Annotated in this window: 15 protein-coding genes; 9 read left to right on the forward strand and 6 right to left on the reverse strand. The window is 70.6% G+C overall.

What is annotated here, in order from left to right; all coding sequences use genetic code 11:
* The first annotated feature begins 14 nt into the window (after positions 1-14).
* On the forward strand, positions 15-1,412 hold the full coding sequence (locus AMYBE_RS0110940) for an ATP-binding protein (RefSeq protein WP_020659416.1): 1,398 nt from the start codon (positions 15-17) through the stop codon (positions 1,410-1,412).
* The gene (locus tag AMYBE_RS0110945; RefSeq protein ID WP_020659417.1) at positions 1,412-3,370 is read left to right on the forward strand and encodes a VWA domain-containing protein; all 1,959 of its coding nucleotides are present in this window, start codon (positions 1,412-1,414) and stop codon (positions 3,368-3,370) included. The genes AMYBE_RS0110940 and AMYBE_RS0110945 overlap by 1 nt, the downstream gene beginning before the upstream one ends.
* A gap of 168 nt (positions 3,371-3,538) precedes the next feature.
* Here the strand turns inward: AMYBE_RS0110945 and AMYBE_RS0110950 are convergent, their stop codons facing one another.
* From AMYBE_RS0110950 to AMYBE_RS0110960, 3 genes are all read right to left on the reverse strand, one after another.
* Entirely contained in the window at positions 3,539-3,763 is a 225-nt protein-coding gene (locus AMYBE_RS0110950) for a DUF5703 family protein (protein WP_020659418.1), read from the reverse strand.
* Complete coding sequence (locus AMYBE_RS0110955; RefSeq protein WP_020659419.1) at positions 3,760-4,773, reverse strand: YncE family protein; 1,014 nt, start codon at positions 4,771-4,773, stop codon at positions 3,760-3,762. The genes AMYBE_RS0110950 and AMYBE_RS0110955 overlap by 4 nt, the downstream gene beginning before the upstream one ends.
* Positions 4,774-4,868: 95 nt before the next feature.
* Positions 4,869-5,831: an aldo/keto reductase gene (locus AMYBE_RS0110960; protein ID WP_020659420.1), complete on the reverse strand. Its 963-nt coding sequence runs from the start codon at positions 5,829-5,831 to the stop codon at positions 4,869-4,871.
* 161 nt (positions 5,832-5,992) lie between these two features.
* Here AMYBE_RS0110960 and AMYBE_RS0110965 point away from each other — a divergent pair, with 161 nt between their 5' ends.
* The 5 genes from AMYBE_RS0110965 (at position 5,993) to AMYBE_RS0110985 (ending at position 13,339) form a co-directional block, all read left to right on the forward strand.
* A complete protein-coding gene (locus tag AMYBE_RS0110965) occupies positions 5,993-6,835 on the forward strand; it encodes an undecaprenyl-diphosphate phosphatase (protein ID WP_020659421.1) in 843 nt (280 codons plus the stop codon).
* 29 nt (positions 6,836-6,864) lie between these two features.
* Complete coding sequence (locus AMYBE_RS0110970) at positions 6,865-7,569, forward strand: histidine phosphatase family protein (RefSeq protein ID WP_020659422.1); 705 nt, start codon at positions 6,865-6,867, stop codon at positions 7,567-7,569.
* A gap of 297 nt (positions 7,570-7,866) precedes the next feature.
* Positions 7,867-9,918: a M3 family metallopeptidase gene (locus AMYBE_RS0110975; RefSeq protein WP_020659423.1), complete on the forward strand. Its 2,052-nt coding sequence runs from the start codon at positions 7,867-7,869 to the stop codon at positions 9,916-9,918.
* Positions 9,919-10,161: 243 nt separating this feature from the next.
* Positions 10,162-11,412, forward strand: coding sequence for an MFS transporter (locus tag AMYBE_RS0110980; RefSeq protein WP_020659424.1), 1,251 nt, complete (start codon positions 10,162-10,164; stop codon positions 11,410-11,412).
* 184 nt (positions 11,413-11,596) lie between these two features.
* A complete protein-coding gene (locus AMYBE_RS0110985) occupies positions 11,597-13,339 on the forward strand; it encodes a glycosyl hydrolase family 18 protein (RefSeq protein ID WP_020659425.1) in 1,743 nt (580 codons plus the stop codon).
* A gap of 387 nt (positions 13,340-13,726) precedes the next feature.
* Here the strand turns inward: AMYBE_RS0110985 and AMYBE_RS0110990 are convergent, their stop codons facing one another.
* On the reverse strand, positions 13,727-14,446 hold the full coding sequence (locus AMYBE_RS0110990; RefSeq protein WP_020659426.1) for an SDR family NAD(P)-dependent oxidoreductase: 720 nt from the start codon (positions 14,444-14,446) through the stop codon (positions 13,727-13,729).
* Between the two features lie 102 nt (positions 14,447-14,548).
* On the opposite strand from AMYBE_RS0110990, the gene AMYBE_RS0110995 reads away from it, so the two are divergent.
* Complete coding sequence (locus AMYBE_RS0110995; RefSeq protein ID WP_020659427.1) at positions 14,549-15,397, forward strand: MmyB family transcriptional regulator; 849 nt, start codon at positions 14,549-14,551, stop codon at positions 15,395-15,397.
* Here AMYBE_RS0110995 and AMYBE_RS41470 read toward each other — a convergent pair.
* Positions 15,394-15,927: a P-loop nucleotide/nucleoside kinase family protein gene (locus AMYBE_RS41470; RefSeq protein WP_020659428.1), complete on the reverse strand. Its 534-nt coding sequence runs from the start codon at positions 15,925-15,927 to the stop codon at positions 15,394-15,396. The two genes, AMYBE_RS0110995 and AMYBE_RS41470, sit on opposite strands and share 4 nt — an antisense overlap.
* Positions 15,928-16,119: 192 nt before the next feature.
* Complete coding sequence (locus AMYBE_RS0111005) at positions 16,120-16,761, reverse strand: TetR/AcrR family transcriptional regulator (RefSeq protein WP_020659429.1); 642 nt, start codon at positions 16,759-16,761, stop codon at positions 16,120-16,122.
* A 55-nt stretch (positions 16,762-16,816) separates the two neighbouring features.
* On the opposite strand from AMYBE_RS0111005, the gene AMYBE_RS0111010 reads away from it, so the two are divergent.
* Positions 16,817-17,905 carry a Gfo/Idh/MocA family protein gene (locus AMYBE_RS0111010; protein WP_027927568.1) on the forward strand — a complete coding sequence of 363 codons (1,089 nt, stop codon included), beginning with the start codon at positions 16,817-16,819 and terminating at the stop codon, positions 17,903-17,905.
* Positions 17,906-18,004: the final 99 nt, after the last annotated feature.

Here is an 18,004-nt window from a genome sequence, read left to right on the forward strand (position 1 = left end):
GTAGCGTCGAAGGGGTGAACGCTGTTCCCGATGCTCTTCCCCGTACTGCCGGCGAGCTTCGCGCCGCCGGATACACCCCGCGCCCGATCGCGCGCGAGATCCACGACAACCTGCTCGCCGCGCTGCGCGAGGGCCGCGACGCCTGGCCCGGCATCGTCGGCTTCTCTCGCACTGTGCTGCCCCAACTCGAACGCGCCCTGCTGGCCGGACACGACGTGGTCCTGCTGGGCGAGCGCGGCCAGGGCAAGACCCGGCTGCTGCGCACGCTGGCCGGCCTGCTCGACGAGTGGACCCCGGTCATCGAAGGGTCGGAGCTGGGGGAGCACCCGCTCGATCCGATTACGCCCGCCTCGATCCGCCGGGCCGCCGAGCTCGGCGACGAACTGCCGGTGGCCTGGCGCCACCGCAGCGAGCGCTACACCGAGAAGCTGGCCACGCCGGACACCAGCGTGGGCGACCTGATCGGCGACGTCGACCCGGTGAAGGTGGCCGAGGGCCGCAGCCTGGGCGACCCGGAGACCATCCACTTCGGACTGGTGCCGCGCGCGCACCGCGGCATCGTCGCGATCAACGAGCTGCCCGACCTCGCCGAGCGGATCCAGGTCGCGCTGCTCAACGTCATGGAGGAACGCGACATCCAGGTCCGCGGCTACACCCTGCGGCTGCCGCTGGATGTGCTGCTGGTGGCCACCGCGAACCCGGAGGACTACACCAACCGCGGCCGGATCATCACGCCGCTGAAGGACCGGTTCGGCGCGGAGATCCGCACGCACTACCCGTTGGACGTCGAGTCCGAGGTCGCCGTGGTGCGCCAGGAGGCGCACCTCGTCGCCGAGGTCGGCGAACCGCTGCTGGAGGTGCTGGCCCGGTTCGTGCGCAACCTGCGCGAGTCGACGGTCATCGACCAGCGCTCCGGCGTCTCCGCGCGGTTCGCGGTGGCGGCGGCGGAAACCGTGGCCGCCGCGGCGCTGCGCCGGTCCGCCGTGACCGGCGAAGACCCGGCCGTCGCGCGTCCGGTCGACCTGGACGCGGTGCCGGCCGTGCTGCGCGGGAAGATCGAGTTCGAGCCCGGCGAGGAGGGCCGCGAGGTCGAGCACCTCGTACACCTGATGCGCCGTGCGATAGCCGAGACCGCCCGGGAGCGCTTCGCCGGTCTGGACCTGCGTCCGCTGGCCGACGCGGTCGCGGACGGGCACCTGGTCGCTACCGGAGAACGCGTGCCGGGTGCGCAGGTGCTCGCCGCGCTGCCGGAACTGCCGGTGCTGCACGAGGTCGCCCACCGTGCCGGGGTGGCCGCGGACGAACCGGCCGGCCGCATCGCGGCGGCGGTGGAGCTGGCGTTGGAGTCGCTGTACCTCGCCCGCAGGCTGGCGAAGGACTCCGACGGCGCGACAACGGTGTACGGCGAGTAATGCCGCTGCTTCCCGAGGGGTATTCCTACGGCCCGTGGCACGACGGGCCGGACCCGCTCGCGCCGCCGGCCGACCTTCGCGACGCGCTGGACGAGATCGGCCGCGACGTGATGGGCGGGTCGTCCCCGCGCTCGGCGCTGGAGGAACTGCTGCGCCGAGGCACCGAACGCACCGCCGGCCTGGACGAGCTGACGAGACAGCTGTGGCAGCGCCGGTCGGAAATCCAGCGCCGGCACCGGCTCGACGGCACGCTGCAGGAGGTCCAGCAGCTCCTGCAGCAGGCGCTGGACGCCGAACGCCGGGAACTGTTCCCGGACCCGGACGACGACGCCCGCTTCCGTGAGGCACAGCTGGACGCGCTGCCGCCCGGCACCGCGGCCGCGGTCCGCGAGCTGAGCGAATACGACTGGCGTTCCGGCGAGGCGCGGCAGAAGTACGAGCAGATCCGCGACCTGCTGGGCCGCGAACTGCTGGACGCGCGGTTCCAGGGCATGAAGGAGGCGCTGCAGAACGCCGGCCAGGAGGACGTCGAACGCGTCAACCAGATGCTCGGCGACCTCAACGCGCTGCTGTCGGCGCACGCGCAGGGCGCGAGCGACATCGGCGAACGATTCGCCGAGTTCATGCGCCGCCACGGCGAGTTCTTCCCGGAGAACCCGCAGAACGTCGAGGAGCTGATCGACGTCCTGGCGGCGCGGTCGGCGGCCGCGCAGCGGATGCTGAACTCGATGTCCGAGGAACAGCGCGCCGAGCTGGCGGAGTTGTCCCAGCAAGCCTTCGGCGACCCGAGACTGGCGCAGCAGCTGTCCGCGTTGGACGCGCAACTGCGTGCCCTGCGGCCGGGGGAGGACTGGACCTCGTCGTCCCGGTTCCGCGGCCAGGACCCGCTCGGGCTGGGCGAAGGCGCGCAGGCGATGGCCGACCTGGCGGAACTGGACGCGCTGGCCGAGCAGCTGGGCCAGTCGTATCCGGGCGCCCGCCTGGAAGACATCGACGTGGAGGCGCTGGAACGCCAACTCGGCCCGGACGCCGGCGTCGACGCGAGGCGACTGTCCGAACTGGAACGAGAGCTGCGCCGGCAGGGCCTGTTCGAGCGGGCCGCGGACGGCACCCTGCGGCTGTCGCCGAAAGCCCTGCGCCGGCTGGGCGAGACCGCCCTGTCGGACGTCGTGAATTCCCTGCGCGGCAAAGCAGGGGAGCGGGAGACGGAATCGGCGGGCGCGGCAGGCGAGCCGACCGGGGCGAGCCGCCCCTGGCGGTTCGGTGACATGCAACCGTGGGACGTCCCGCGCACGGTGCGGAACGCGGTGCTGCGGTCCACTTCGACCGGTTCGAGAGCGGTCACCCTGGACGTCGAAGACGTCGAGGTGATCGAAACCGAACACCGCTCGCGGGCGGCGGTCGCGCTGTTGGTGGACACCAGCTGGTCGATGGTCCAAGAGGGCCGGTGGCTGCCGATGAAACGCACCGCCTTGGCACTGCACCAGCTGATCACCACCAGGTTCCGCAACGACGCCCTGCAGCTGATCACGTTCGGCCGCTATGCCACCCCGGTCGACCTGCCGGAACTGGTCGGCCTGGAAGGAACCTGGGAACAAGGCACGAACGCCCACCACGCACTCCTGCTGGCCGGACGGCACCTGCGCCGCCACCCGGACGCGCAACCGGTCGTCCTGATGGTGACGGACGGAGAGCCGACCGCCCACCTGGAACCGGACGGCGAAGCGATTTTCGCCTACCCGCCGGAAGCGATGACCCTCTACAAGACACTGTCCGAAGTAGACCGAATCGCCAAGCTGGGCGCGTCGGTCACCGTATTCCGGCTGGGCGACGACCCTCGCCTGGAAGCCTTCGTGGACACGATCGCCCGCCGCTCCGGCGGCAGGGTCGTAGCCCCAGACCTGGACGGCCTGGGCGCGGCCGTAGTAGGCGACTACCTGAATACCCGCCGCCGCTGACGAACGGAGGGCTTGCCGAAGCGTCTTTTCCGCCTCGGCAAGCCCTCTGCGCGTCGTTGTCGCAACCAGACGCCGCCGTCCGCGGCATTCCCCGGACCCCGGCTTTCCTGGCGCGAGAACCGGCGACGAGGCTGACCAGCTGGTACCTGCCGGTCAGCGAGCAGAACCTCAGGTAGCCAGTCCCGGAAGCCGGTCCGCCGCGGTCCGCTTGCGCCGCAACCACACCCGCCGCGTCCCGTCCGCGTACAACCGGACCGTCCGCAGCTCCCACCCGGCGAACTCCGCGTGGATGGACAGCTGGATCATCGCCGCGCGCCGCGACACCGCCGGGGGCAGCCGCAGGCGGCGGTACTCCCAATCCCCGTCGACCACCGCCTCGTCAACCGTCGTCATGGCTGGATCACCTGCGTCCCTTCTCCGGCGGCCGAGCCCACGAACACCCGGCCGCTCTGGTCGTCCACGCCCACCGAATTCGGCTGGCGCACCGTCGGGAATCGGTACTTCTCGGTCGGCTCGCCGCCCCGGACGTCGTATCCGACGACCTCGTTGCGGGCGGTCAAGGTGACCCACGCCAGGCTGCGCTTGGCGTCGTAGGCGATGCCGTACGCGCCACCCGGCACCGGATACCGCTGGCGCAGAATCAGCGGGTTGGTGGAGAAGGCCAGCAGTGCCCCGGCCCGCGCGTCGGTGACCAGCACCCGGCCGTACGAGTCGGCGACCGCGTTCGCCGCGCCGTCGCCCGCGCGCAGCCCCTCGTCCATGGTCCCGGCCTGAACGTTCACGCTGAACACGGCGGTGCGCAGCCGGTCCAGGACGACGACGCTGTTTCCGGTGTCGACGACATCGTCGGCGCTGTAGAGCTGCCCGGTGATCGTCTTGGACACCGCGCCGTTCGTCAGCACCTCGACCGCCTTGCGGTCGCGGACCGCGACCAGCGTGTCCGCTCCGTCCGCGAGCCCGGCGGCGGGCTGGCCAGCGACCTTCTCGGTGTTCAGCTGCCCGCTCGGGAGCGCGACCCGGGCCAGTACGCCCTTGCTCGGCACTCCGGCGATGGCCTGCCCGGCGGAGGCGCTCAGCGACTCGGCCGGGCCGGGCAGCGACACTGTCTTCTTCGGCGCGTCCAGCGAGCCGAGGTCGTAGATCCGCAGCTCGGGCGGCTGGGCGAGCGCGACGACGAGCGTGCGGCTCTGCTGGTCGGCGGCGATCGCGGACACCGCGGGCATGGCCAGCACCTGCCCGGCCGGGGGCACGGAAACCGCGGGGGAGGCGGCTGGCGTCGCGGCCGTCGGATGGGCCACCACCTGCAGGCTGTCGTTCGGCTGGGCCGAGGACGAGCAGGCGGAGAGCGCGAGCGCACCGGCCAGCGGGATCGCGATCCGCGAAACGGCGGCGAGCCGACGCACCTTGATACCTCCACCAGGTTGGCGAGCAGACCCGTCCAGCATCCTCCAGGATCCCCGAGTCGTCACGCCCATGTCACCGAGCCGACACCTGCGCCTCACCTGGTGCCCCGCTCCGGGTAGCCGAAATCGATGCCGCTGACGTCGTCCAGGGCACTCCGGATAGCAGGCGGGAGCTGCAGGTCTTCGGCGGCGAGCGAGCCGGTCAGCTGCCCGGTGTCGCGGGCGCCGACCACCGGCGCGACGACGCCGGGCCGATCGCGGACCCAGGCGAGCGCGACGGCCAGCGGGGACGTGCCCAGTCCTTCGGCGGCGGTCACCACGGCCTGCACGATCCGCGCGGCCCGCTCGGTGCGATGGTGTTCCACGTACCCGGCGTACTCGGTCGAAGCGCCACGCGAGTCCGCTGGGGTGCCGGTGCGGTACTTGCCGGTGAGCACGCCGCGGCCGAGCGGAGCCCAGGGCAGCAGCCCGATCCCGTGGTGCGCGGCGGCAGGCACGACCTCGCGTTCGACGCCGCGCTCCAGCAGCGAGTACTCGAACTGGCCGGACACGATCGGCACGGTCGCGAGCGAGGCGGCCGTCGCGAGCTGCCAGCCGGCGTAGTTGGACACGCCGACGTAGCGGACCTTTCCGCTGGTCACGGCGTAGTCGAGGGCGGAGATCGTCTCTTCGATCGGCACGCACTCGTCCCAGGCGTGCAGCTGCCACAGGTCGAGGTGGTCGGTCTTGAGACGCTTCAGCGAGCCTTCGAGCGCAGAGAGCAGCGCACCGCGCGAGGCGCCGCCGCCGAACGGGCCGTCGGTGCGGCGGGCGACAGTCTTGGTGGCGAGCACGACATCGTCGCGCGGCACCAGGTCGCTGAGGAGTTCGCCGAGCATCCGCTCGGCCTCGCCGCCCGCGTAGAGGTCCGCGGTGTCCACGAGCGTGCCGCCCGCGTCGACGAACGCGACTAGCTGGCTGGCCGCCTCGTCCGGATCGGTGTCGCCACCCCAGGTCATGGTGCCGAGGGCCGTCCGCGAGACCCGCAGTCCCGACCGGCCGAGCTGTCGCTTTTCCACGACCGCCGAGCCTAGTGGGCGCGCCCCCGGTTACCGGATCAAGGTGACCCGTGTCGGACCCGGGGGTCTGGGACGAGTCCGCCGGAACCACCCGATAGGTTCCCGATCGTGCGAATCGGACTGCGCCCCGTGCGGGCGGGCGAACCGGCGGGAGCGGCCTGATGGGATGGTTCGAGGCCCTGATTCTGGGGCTGGTTCAGGGGCTCACCGAGTTCTTGCCGATTTCCTCGAGCGCGCACGTGCGGATCGTCGCGGCGTTCGCCGGCTGGGGCGACCCGGGCGCGGCGTTCACCGCGGTCACCCAGATCGGCACCGAGCTCGCGGTGATCCTGTACTTCGGCGCGAAGATCGGCCGGATCCTGCGCGCCTGGTTCTTCTCGCTGTACCGGCCGGACTGGCGGCGCGACCCGGACGCGCGGCTGGGCTGGCTGATCATCGTCGGCTCGCTGCCGATCGTCGTGCTCGGCCTGCTGCTGCAGAACGAGATCGACCGGGCGTTCCGCGACCTGCGGATCACCGCCGTCACGCTGATCGTGTTCGGCCTGATCCTGCTGTTCGCCGACCGGACCGCGAAGCAGCAGCGGACGCTGGACCACCTGAACGTGCCGCACGGCCTGGTCTACGGCTTCGCGCAGGCGCTCGCCCTGATCCCGGGCGTGTCGCGCTCGGGCGGCACGACGAGCGCCGGCCTGCTGATGGGCTACACCCGGTCGGAAGCGGCGGAGTACTCCTTCCTGCTGGCCGTGCCCGCGGTGTTCGGCTCGGGGCTGTACAAGCTGACCGACATCGGCAAGAACGGCGAGAACGCGCAGTGGGGCCCGACGATCCTGGCCACCCTGGTCGCGTTCGGCGTCGGCTACCTGGTGATCGCCTGGCTGATGGCCTACATCAAGAAGCGCAGCTTCGTGCCGTTCGTCATCTACCGGGTGGTGCTCGGCGCGGTCCTGCTCGTCCTGGTCTTCGGCGGCGTGCTCGACCCGAACGCGGGGCCGGTCGGCGGCTGAGCCCGCCGATCACCGGTTAGGGTGGCGGAGTGAGTACGGTCATCTTGCTCCGCCACGGAAAGTCCACCGCGAACGGTTCCGGCGTGCTCGCCGGCCGGATGCCCAAGGTCGCGCTGGACGACACCGGCCGCCAGCAGGCGGCGGCGCTGGTCGAGCGGTTCGCCGGAGTGCCGCTGGCCGAGCTGGTGGTGTCGCCGATGCTGCGCTGCAAGCAGACAGTCGCGCCGCTGGCCGCCGAGCGCGGCCTGGCGAAGACAGTCGAACCCGGACTGTCTGAAGTGGACTACGGAGACTGGACCGGTCGCGAGCTCAAGGCATTGGTCAAGGAGCCGCTGTGGCGAGTGGTGCAGGCGCACCCGTCCGCCGCGGTCTTCCCGGGCGGCGAGGGGCTGGCCGCGATGCAGGCCCGCGCGGTCGCCGCGATCCGCGCGCACGACGCCCGGATCACCGCTGAGCACGGCGACCACGCGGTGTGGGCGGTGTGCAGCCACGGCGACGTGATCAAGGCGATCCTGGCCGACGCGCTGGGCCAGCACCTCGACGCGTTCCAGCGGATCGTCGTGGATCCAGCGGCGGTCTCGGTGGTCCGCTACACCGAGACACGCCCGTTCGTCCTGCGGGTGAACGAACACGGCGGCGACCTGGCCGGGATCGTGCCGCCGCCGCCGAAGAAGCGCACTCGCGCGAAGAAGGCGTCCAGCGACGCGGTGGTGGGCGGCAGCACCGGCCGCTGAGCGGCAGCAGCCAGGACGCCGGGAACGGCCGCCCTGCGCTGCGCTGGCACCGGCCCGCTCCGGCAACGTCCGTGGTGGGCGCCGTGCGGGAACCCGGGTCCGTGATGGGCCCTTGGAGGGAATCAGAGTCCGGGAAGGGGCCCTCCACGGACGGCTGGCAAGCCCAGGCGGCAATTCCTCCTGCCGCGAATGTTCCCCCATCGAGAACGAGCCACCCCCGCCCCGACAGTCCTTCCGTCGGGCCCCCGACCCCGTAGGGTGGCAGGACCGACGTGGAGAACCAGGAGCACATCCCGAATGATTTCCCCGGACAACCCGTTCGCCGTCCCCAGCGAGCTGCCGTACGAGCTGCCGCCGTTCGACAGGATCGCCGAGGAGCACTACCGGCCCGCTTTCGAGGCCGGGCTCGCCGAGCACGTCGCGGACGTCGAGCGGATCGCGGACGATCCCGCGGAGCCGACGTTCGAGAACACGATCGAGGCGCTGGAGCGGGCCGGTGCGCTGCTGGACCGGGTGTCCGGCACCTTCTTCAACATCGCCGGCTCGAACTCGACGGACGAGGTCCAGGCGATCCAGGCCGAGCTGGCCCCGAAGCTGGCCGCGCACTCCGACGCGATCCACCTGAACCCGAAGCTGTTCGCCCGCATCGACGCGCTGTTCCAGCAGCGCGCCGAGCTGGGCCTGAGCCCGGAGGCGCTGCGGTTGCTGGAGCGGCGGCACACCGACTTCAGGCGGGCGGGCGCCGGATTGCCGGAAGCGGACCAGGAGAAGCTGCGCGCGCTGAACGAGCAGCTGTCGACGCTGCAGACCCGCTTCTCGCAGAACCTGCTGCGCGACACCAACGAGCTGGCTGTTGTTCTGGACGACGTCGCGGACCTGGCCGGGCTCAGCGACAGCGCGATCGCCGCAGCGGCGCAGACCGCAACCGAGCGTGGTCTCGAAGGCAAGTACGTGCTGACGCTGACGCTGCCGACCGCGCAGGCGGCCGTCGAGTCGCTGGAGAACCGCGCGGTGCGCGAGCGCGTCTACACCGCGTCGGTGTCGCGCGGCAACCGCGGCAACGAGTACGACAACAACGCGGTGGCCGCGGAAATCGTGCGGCTGCGCATCGAGCGCGCGACGCTGCTGGGCTACCCGAACCACGCGGCGTACGTGATCGCGGACGAGACCGCCAAGACCGTCGAGGCGGCGGGCGGTCTGCTGGAGCGGCTGGCACCGGTCGCGGTGGCCAACGCTCGCACCGAAGCGGCCGAGCTGCAGCAGCTGCTCGAAGCAGACGTGCCGGGCGCGACGCTGCAGCCGTGGGACTGGGCGTTCTACGCGGCGAAGGTCCGCCGTGAGCGGTTCAAGCTGGACACCGAGCAGCTGCGGCCGTACTTCGAGCTGGACCGGGTGCTGCACGACGGCGTGTTCGTCGCGGCGAACCGGTTGTACGGCTTGACCTTCACCGAGCGGACCGACCTGCCGAAGTACCACCCGGAGGTCCGCGTCTACGAGGTGTTCGACGCCGACGGGGCCGGGCTGGGCCTGTTCTTGACCGACTACTACACCCGCGAATCCAAGCGCGGCGGCGCGTGGATGAACAACTTCGTGGACCAGTCGCGGCTGCTCGGCCGCCACACCGTGGTGGTCAACGTGCTGAACGTGACGAAGCCGCAGGCGGGGGAGCCCACCCTGCTCTCGCTGGACGAGGCGCGCACGGTCTTCCACGAGTTCGGGCACGCGCTGCACTCCCTGCTGTCCGGAGTGCAGTTCCCGACCTTCACCGGCACCAACGTGCCGCGGGACTTCGTCGAGTACCCGTCGCAGGTCAACGAGATGTGGATGCTGTGGCCGGAAATCCTGGCCAGCTACGCCAAGCACAACGTGACGGGGGAGCCGTTGCCGGCTTCGACGGTCGAGCAGCTGGAGGCCGCGCAACAGTACGGCGAAGGGTTCCGCACCACCGAGTACCTGGCCGCGGCGCTGCTTGACCTCGCGTGGCACCGGCTCGGCCCGGACGACGCGGTGGAGGACGTGCAGCAGTTCGAGGCGGCGGCGCTGGAGAAGGCCGGGGTGGCGCTGGAAAGCGTTCCGCCGCGGTATCGGACGACGTACTTCAACCACGTCTTCTCGGGCGGGTACAGCGCGGGCTACTACTCCTACATCTGGAGCGAGGTGCTCGACGCCGACACCGTGCAGTGGTTCACCGAAAACGGCGGCCTCAAGCGGGAGAACGGGGACCACTTCCGGTCCGCCTTGCTCGGCCTGGGCGGCAGCGTGGACCCGATGGAGGCGTTCGCGAACTTCCGCGGCCGCGCGCCGGAGATCGAGCCGCTGCTGAAGCGGCGCGGCCTGGCCGGCGCGTAAGACCAGCGTATAACGCCCTATACGGCGGAGCGGGAGGGCTCCGTCGGATAGGGCGTTTTCGGGTGCCTGCCGGGCCTTCGGTGACGAAAACCGCGGCGGATGCGGATCGCTGCCGCGCGCACAAGAGCCGGAATTCGTCGGATCGGCTGAATCCCGGACGTGAGTCTCGGCGGAACCGACGAAGCCGCACAGGGGGTCGATGACCCGACAATGCGGCGTCGCCGATTCAAGGAGGATCCGCCTGTGAGCACTCCGAGTTCCGTCTCCGTCGTGCGGCGGACCGAACGGACCACCCTGACGCTGCTCGTGGGCGTCTTCATCATCGACTACATCGACCGGGTCATGATCGCGGTGGCGCTGCCGCTGATCGGCGCGGAGTTCGGGCTGAACAAGACCACCCAAGGCCTGGTGGTCTCCGCGTTCGCGATCGCCTACTTGATCGGGCAGATGCCCGGCGGGCTGCTCGCGGACCGGGTGGGCGCCCGGCCGCTGCTGGTGATCTCCCTGGTGGCCTGGTCGGTGTTCACCGCCGCGACCGGGTTCGCGCCGGCACTCGTCGTGCTGCTGGTGCTGCGCGCGGCATTCGGGTTCGCGCAGGCGCTGTTCCCTGGCGCGGCGTTCAAGGCGCTGGCCGAACGCACCACGCAGGAAGGCCGCAGCCGTGGTGCCGGTCTGCTGCTGGCGTCGAACTCGGTCGGTGCCGGGCTCGGTCCGCTGCTCGTCGCGCCGCTGGTGGTGGCGGCGGGCTGGCGGCACACGTTCTGGATCGTCGCGGCCGCCGGGCTGGTCGTCGGCCTGCTGTTGTGGCGTCTGCTGCCCCCGCCGCTGCCGCGAGAGCTGACCGAGCCGGACGCGCGGGTCACGCCGGTGAAGGTGCCGGTTTCGAAGGTGCTGCGGAACAAGCTCGTGGTCCGCTGCGCGCTGATGTTCGCCTGCTTCAACATGCTGGCCTATGGGATGATCACCTGGGTGCCGTCCTACCTGGTCGAAGCGAAAGGCATGTCGCTCGTCTCGGCGGGCATCTCGGCGGCGATCCCGCAGCTCGTCAGCGCGGCGGCAGTGCTGCTCGGCGGCTGGCTGATGAGCAAGTACTTCGACCAGCGGCCGCGGCTGCTGGTGGTTCCCGCGCTGGTGGTGTCGGCCGCGGTGCTGGTGGCGATGCTGCTCGCTGAGTCCGCGACTCTGTTCACCGTGCTGCAGACGGTGGCGATGTTCATCAGCGGCCTGGCGTCGATCGGCATCGTCGGGTTGCCGCTTCGGGTGCTGCCGCGCGATCTGGTCGGCACCGGGATGGGCCTGGTGAACTCCGGCGGCCAGCTCGCCGGGGTGCTCGCGCCGCTGGTGATGGGCTGGCTCGCGGACCAGTTCGGATTCGCTGCGGCGTTCGGCTTCCTTGCCGTGTCGACGCTGGCCGCGGCGCTGATCTCGCTGTCCACCCGGTCCACCCAGCTGGGTCTGGAGGCGCCGGCGTCCGCGCGCGAACGGGTCAGCTGACCCCGGGCGGGGCCTCGTGGTTTCCCGGGCGGACCACGGGGCCCCGGCGGCATCCGACGAACCGACCCGGCCGTTCGGCCGCATTAATGGTCTAGACCTTGACGGGATATCTGGTCCAGTCCAATTCTGGGAAAGTTCCGGCCGCGCGCCGCCGCGCGGCCCCTTTCCGGCACTGGAGCCCGCCATGCGACGAAGAAGGCACCTGTCCCGATGGTCCGCCCTGCTGGCCGCCGCCGCGGCGCCGCTCGGCGTCCTGGTCGCCACTGCCGGTCCGGCCACGGCCGCGACACCGTTGCCGAACCATGTGTTCGCGCCCTACTTCGAGTCCTGGAACGGCGAGAGCCCGGCGGCAATGGCGCAGGACGCCGGCGTCCAGCACCTGACCATGGCCTTTCTCCAGGCCGCGACGAAGGGCCAGTGCACGGTCTACTGGAACGGCGACAGCGGCATGCCGGTAGCCGACTCGACGTTCGGCGCGGACATCCGCGCCATCCGCTCGCGCGGCGGCGACGTGATCCCGTCGTTCGGCGGCTACACCGCGGACAACACCGGTACTGAGATCGCCGACAGCTGCACGAACGCCGACCAGATCGCCGCCGCGTACGAATCGGTGGTCACCACCTATGACGTCCCGCGGCTGGACATGGACGTCGAAGACAACTCGCTGACCGACTCGGCCGGGATCGACCGGCGCAACAAGGCGATCAAGAAGGTGCAGGACTGGGCCGCGGCGAGCGGCCGCCAGCTGCAGATCTCCTACACTCTGCCGACCACCACGAGCGGCCTGGCCAGCGCGTTGGGAGTGCTGGAGAACGCGGTGTCGAACGGGACCCGGGTCGACGTCGTCAATCTGATGACGTTCGACTACTACGACAACGCCAGTCACCAAATGGCGCAGGACACCCAGACCGCGGCGGCCGGGCTGGTGTCGCAGCTGGGCCGGCTGTATCCGGACAAGACCGAGGCGCAGTTGTGGGCGATGGTCGGCATCACCGAGATGCCTGGCATCGACGATTTCGGCGCAGCCGAGACGTTCACGACCGCGGACGCGACGGCGGTCTACGACTGGGCGGCCTCGAAGGGCATCAACGAGCTGTCGTTCTGGGCGCTGCAGCGCGACAACGGCGGGTGCCCCGGCACCGGCGGCTCGGACACCTGCTCCGGCATCGCGCAGGACAAGTGGTACTTCAGCCATACGTTCGCGCCGTTCACCGGCGGAACCCCAGTGCCGGGCAACGATTCCTCGGTGTCCGCGAGCCCGTCGTCGGCCTCGGTCGACCCGGGCGGCGCTGCTTCCGCGAAGCTGACCACAGCGGTGACTTCCGGTACCGCGGAGCAGGTTTCGTTCGCGGTGAGCGGCGCGCCGGCCGGCGTGGCTGCCTCGGTCAGCCCGGGAACGGTGACCGCGGGGGACAGTGCCACCCTCTCGATCACTACGACGGCGGCCGCTCAGCCCGGCGTCTATCCGTTGACAGTCACCGGTACCACGCCGAGTGGTGGCAGCCGCACTGCGACGTACACGTTGACTGTCAATGGAACCAGCCCGGCTGGCACTGTGAGCAACGGCAACTTCGAAACCGGTGCGCTGGGCCCGTGGACCGGGGCAGGGGATACCGTCGTGTCGTCGCCAGTCCATTCCGGCAGCCACGCGCTGAAGGTGTCGCCGACCGCGGCGACCACCGGAGAAGCGGCGCAGAACCTGACGCTCGCGCCGAACCACGCATACACGCTGACTGCCTGGGTGCAGGGCGGATATGCCTACGCGGGAGTGCGCGGGGACGCGACGGCGAGCGATTGGACGTCACAGGCCGCCTGGACTCAGCTGACGGTGCCGTTCAAGACCGGCTCGACCGGCGCGGTGACGGTATACCTCCACGGCTGGTACGGCCAGGCCCCGATCTACGCGGACGATGTCTCGGTGAGCTGACCGCCGCGCTCCTGCCTCCTGGTGCGGACTGTGCTCGCAGGGAGGTCCCGGTCTGCAACGCTTCGGCCGAACCTCCGGCGCGGTGTCTCACCGGACGTTCGGCACGAAGCGTGCGGGCCGATCACGGCTATGCCCGAGTCGGGCAGGGCGGTCCGTGGCAACTACCGGCCAATATTTCCGTGACCGGCGTGAAAACCATGGTGGTGTATAACGTCCTATTCGGTCAGGCGCTGGCTGAAACGCCCCGAATGCCACATTGGGTGCGTGAGATGCATCGAATGCCACATTGGGTGCGCGAGATGCACCCAATGTGGCATTGGGGTTTTCAACCAGTGCTGCTCGGCGATCCCAGCGGGCGGCACCAGCCGGCTACCGGACGGCGGGCGCTTACCAGGGGTAGGTGCCGCCGTTCTCGTTCAGGAACTGGCCAGTCCCGGTGCCGTCGATCAGCAGCCGCGCGACCTGCTCTCCGCCCACCGATGCCGGGGCCGGGCCGGTGTTGTTGTTGAGGTCGGTGGCGCAGTGCCCGGGGGAGAGAGCGTTGACGCGAATTCCGCTGTCGCGCAACGTGTTTGCGTAGATCAGCGTCACCGCGTTGAGGGCCGCCTTCGACGAGTTGTAGGTGAGCAGGTTGGCATAGGCGCGCAGCGTTGAGCCTGCCTGGTCCGGATCGTCGAGCACCGCGAAGGTGCCGAGGCCGCTGGACACGTTGCCGATCTGCCCGACTGGCGATCGGCGCAGCAGCGGCAGCATCGCGTTGGTCACCGCGACCACGCCGAACACGTTGGTCTCGTACGCCTCGCGCAGGTCCGCGACCGGGATGTCGGCCGGGACGCGGCGGAGGTCCCGGGTGATCGCCGCGTTGTTGACCAGGATGTCGAGCCGGCCGTACTCGGTGTCGATCAGTTCGGCCGCGGCGGCGATCGTGGCCGGATCGGTCACGTCCAGCCGGATGAACCGGGTCCCGGTCTCCGCCGCGGCTTTCGCTCCTCGTTCGGGGTCGCGGGCACCGAGGAGGACAGTGTGGCCGGCGTCGGCGAGCGCGCGGGCAGTGGCGAATCCGATTCCTTTGTTGGCACCGGTGATCAGGGCGATTTGAGACGTCATGCGGCAACTGTGTCCCGGCCTGGCCGACACCGGGAGAGACCTGCTGAAGCTGGTATCGGCAGTCCCCTGGTGACGGTCGGGCCGGAACGGCATGCTGGCAGCATGGACCAGGTGGACCGGACCGAGCTGGCGGCGTTCCTGCGCGGGCGCCGCGCGCGGGTGCAGCCCGCCGACGTGGGGCTCGCCAACGGGCCGCGGCGGCGCACGCCGGGCCTGCGACGGCAGGAAGTGGCGCAGCTGGCCGGAATGTCCGTCGACTACTACATCCGGCTGGAGCAGGCACGCGGGCCGCGGCCGTCGCGGCAGATGCTCGGCGCGATCGGCCGTGCCCTGCGGCTCTCCGGCGACGAACTCGCGTACCTGCACCATCTGGCAGGCGAACCGCCCGGCCCGCCGCCGGGCCTGGTCAAGCAGGTGCGCCCGGGCGTGCTGCACCTGCTCGACCGGCTGGACGACACTCCGGCGATGGTGTGCGACGCGGTCTACACGGTGCTGGCCTGGAATCCGATGGCAGCCGCGCTCATCACCGATTTTTCCGCGCTGCCGGCGGGGGAGCGCAACGTGATTTGGCGGTTCTTCAGCCGCCCGGCCGCCCAGCGCCGGTTCGATGCGGCCGACGCCGACGAGTTCGCGCGCGCCTCGGTCGCCGACCTGCGTGCGGCCGCCGCCCGGTATCCGAACGATCCGGAGGTGCGCGGGCTGATCTCGCGGCTGTCCGCGGAGAGCGCCGATTTCCGGTCTCGCTGGGCGGAGCGGGACGTCGAAGTCGCGCGCTCGACGAGCAAGCGGATCCGGCATCCGGAGGTCGGCTGGCTCGACCTGGAATGCGAAGCGCTGCACGATCCGCACCGCGACCAGTGGATCATCCTGTACACCGCCGCGCCGGGCACTCCGTCGCACGAAGCGTTGCGGCTGTTGAAGGTGGTCGGGACGCAGAGCTTGACGCCCTAAGCGCGCGCGGTGATTTCCTCCACGGCCGTGCAGGTTTGCGCAGGGCTGAGCAGGTCGGTTTCCAGAACGGTGCACTGTGGACGGAGCGGGAGATATTCGGCGAGCCGGTCGTTGATCCGGCCGAGTTCGACCGGAGTGCCGTGCGCTGCCATTGCGTCTGTTGTCGCGTGCTCGCCGCGGGTCGCGAATCGAGCCGCACCGCGCGGCCGCGAGACGGCGAGCATGATCTCGAGGTACTCGCTGCCAGCGGTTCGGGCTGCTCGTTCGAACCGCTGAACCTGCTCGACGCTGGCTACGAGCTGGGGCATGACCACATCGAAACCGGCTCGCAGGTGCGTCTCCGCCATCGCGACCGCGAGCCGTCGCGCGGCCGGCAAGCTGTCCTGGAAGGCGTCGCGCCAGCCGCCGAGCAGGGTGCGGACTTCGTCGGCTTCGAGGTCGAGCACGCCGGGATGCCGATCGGCGTACAACCGGGCCACGGCGGATTTCCCGACGCCGGAGGGGCCGTTGAGGTGGATCAACCGCGGCATGCGGGCAACGATAGCGAGCTTCGCCGGGCTGCTGGCAAGAACTGCGGATCCGGTGGATAACCATGTCCGGGCAGTGCCCGGCGAAGCCGATCGCGCGAAAAGCCGGGCCGGGCAGTGCGGTGCGCGCCAAGCACCTTCGCCGCGCCGATGAAGGGACAACGCTGCGTTTGAGCCGGCGGGAGTCGCCAGGCCTCAATCCGGCGCAGCAGCGAGCCCGCCAGGGGCTGGGGCAAGTGCTGGCCCCGGGCGCAGGCCGTTGAGGATGATCCGCAGGTTGCGCTGCCACTGATCGCTGCGCGGGGCGAGTCCGATGGTGTGGTTCGCCGGGATCGCCGTGGCCAGGGCGAACGGCACGTCGCGCCAGTCGAGATCCGCGCGGATGACGCCGGCTTCCTGTGCGTGCTGGACGAGGGTGCGCATCGCGCGCTGGAGCCGGTTGATCTGCGGGGCCAGGTCGAGCCGGCTGCCGCGATTGGACAGGGCGTCGTGGAGGCCGCAACTCGACGCGCGCAGCTGTACGTAGGTTTCGGCGAATGCCATGAATGCCTGGCTCGTCGCGGGGGAGCGTGCGGCCTGCTTCGCGCGCTCGGTCATCTCGTCGATCGTGTCGGCGAGGATGGCGGCCAGCAGCGCGTCGAGCGACGGCACGCGCCGGTACAGCGTGCCGAGGCCGACGCCGGCGCGCTGGGCGACATCCCGAGTGGTGACGGCGAGGCCGAGTTCGTCGAGCGCCTTCCGGGCCGCGGCGACCAGCCGTTCGACGTTGCGTCGCGCGTCCGCGCGCGGCTGGGGGTCGCCTTGGGCGAGGAGCGCGTCCACCGCGGAACCGGTCATGGTCCGATCCTACTCAAGCGGGTCAGCTCGTTCCGGTTCTGGTAGCTTCGGATAAGTGGAACAACATGACCCGGTTAAGCGGGAGACGATCGGCGTCGGGATTGTCGGCGCGAATCCGGAGCGGGGATGGGCGTCTCGGGCGCACGTCCCGGCCGTTGCGGCATTGCCGGAGTTCGAGCTGGCCGCGGTCGCGACCACCCGGGCAGACAGCGCGGAAGCCGCACGGACGCGCTTCGGGGCGCGGCACGCGTTCACCGACGCGCGAAGTCTGGCTGAGCATCCGGAGGTTGATCTGGTCGTCGTGACCGTGAAGGTTCCGGCGCATGTCGAGCTGGTGACTGCCGCGCTGGCGGCAGGCAAGCACGTGTACTGCGAGTGGCCGTTGGCGGTGACCGCGCCGGAGGCGACCGCGCTGGCCGAAGCGGCGGAGCGAGCCGGAACCCGAGTGGTGGTCGGATTACAGGCGCGGTTTTCACCTGCGGTGCGGCGGGCGCGCGAGATGATCGCCAGCGGACGGCTTGGCACGGTGCAGTCGGCGACCGTGTACAGCTCGCGCAGCAAGGGAGCCAGCCGCGAAGTGCCTGCCTGGACGGCCTACACCTACGACCTGGGCAGCGGCGCCGGGTTGGTCGAAGTTCTGGGCGGGCACGCGTTGGATCTGGTCCAGCACTTGCTCGGCCCGATCCGTGAGCTGACCGCGCGTACCGCGATCCGCAGCAGCGACCATCGCAGCGCCGAGACCGGCGAGCCGATCCCGGTCACCGCACCGGATCACTTCCTCGCCCACGCGCAGCTGCAGAGCGGCGCGGTCGTCTCTGTCCACCTGCACGACGGGGAGGTCTCACAGCCGCGTACTCGGATCGAAATCGCCGGTACCGAGGGGAATCTCGCGCTGACCTCGGCACCGGAAGACAACCCGTGGGCGGCCCAGCTGCAGATCGGCCGGCTCGACCTTCGCTGGTCCCGCCCGGGCAGTCCGGAGTGGACACCGGTAGCGACGGGGCCGGAGCGGGTCCCTGGCGAGGCTGCGAACGTAGCCGGCCTTTACTGGCAATGGGCGCGAGACCTTCGCGAGGGAACCCGCGTCGCACCGGATTTCCGGACTGCCGCGCGGCTGCACGAGCTGCTGTCGCGGGCCTGCTGAGCGGACAAGACGTGTCCCGGCTCACCCTCGGACTCGACGGCGGAGCTGGACTTCAATGGAGGTTGAAGTCTTAGCGTCGGGTGCATCGAGTTCGCGAGA

Source organism: Amycolatopsis benzoatilytica AK 16/65 (genome assembly GCF_000383915.1).
GTDB classification, from domain to species: domain Bacteria; phylum Actinomycetota; class Actinomycetes; order Mycobacteriales; family Pseudonocardiaceae; genus Amycolatopsis; species Amycolatopsis benzoatilytica.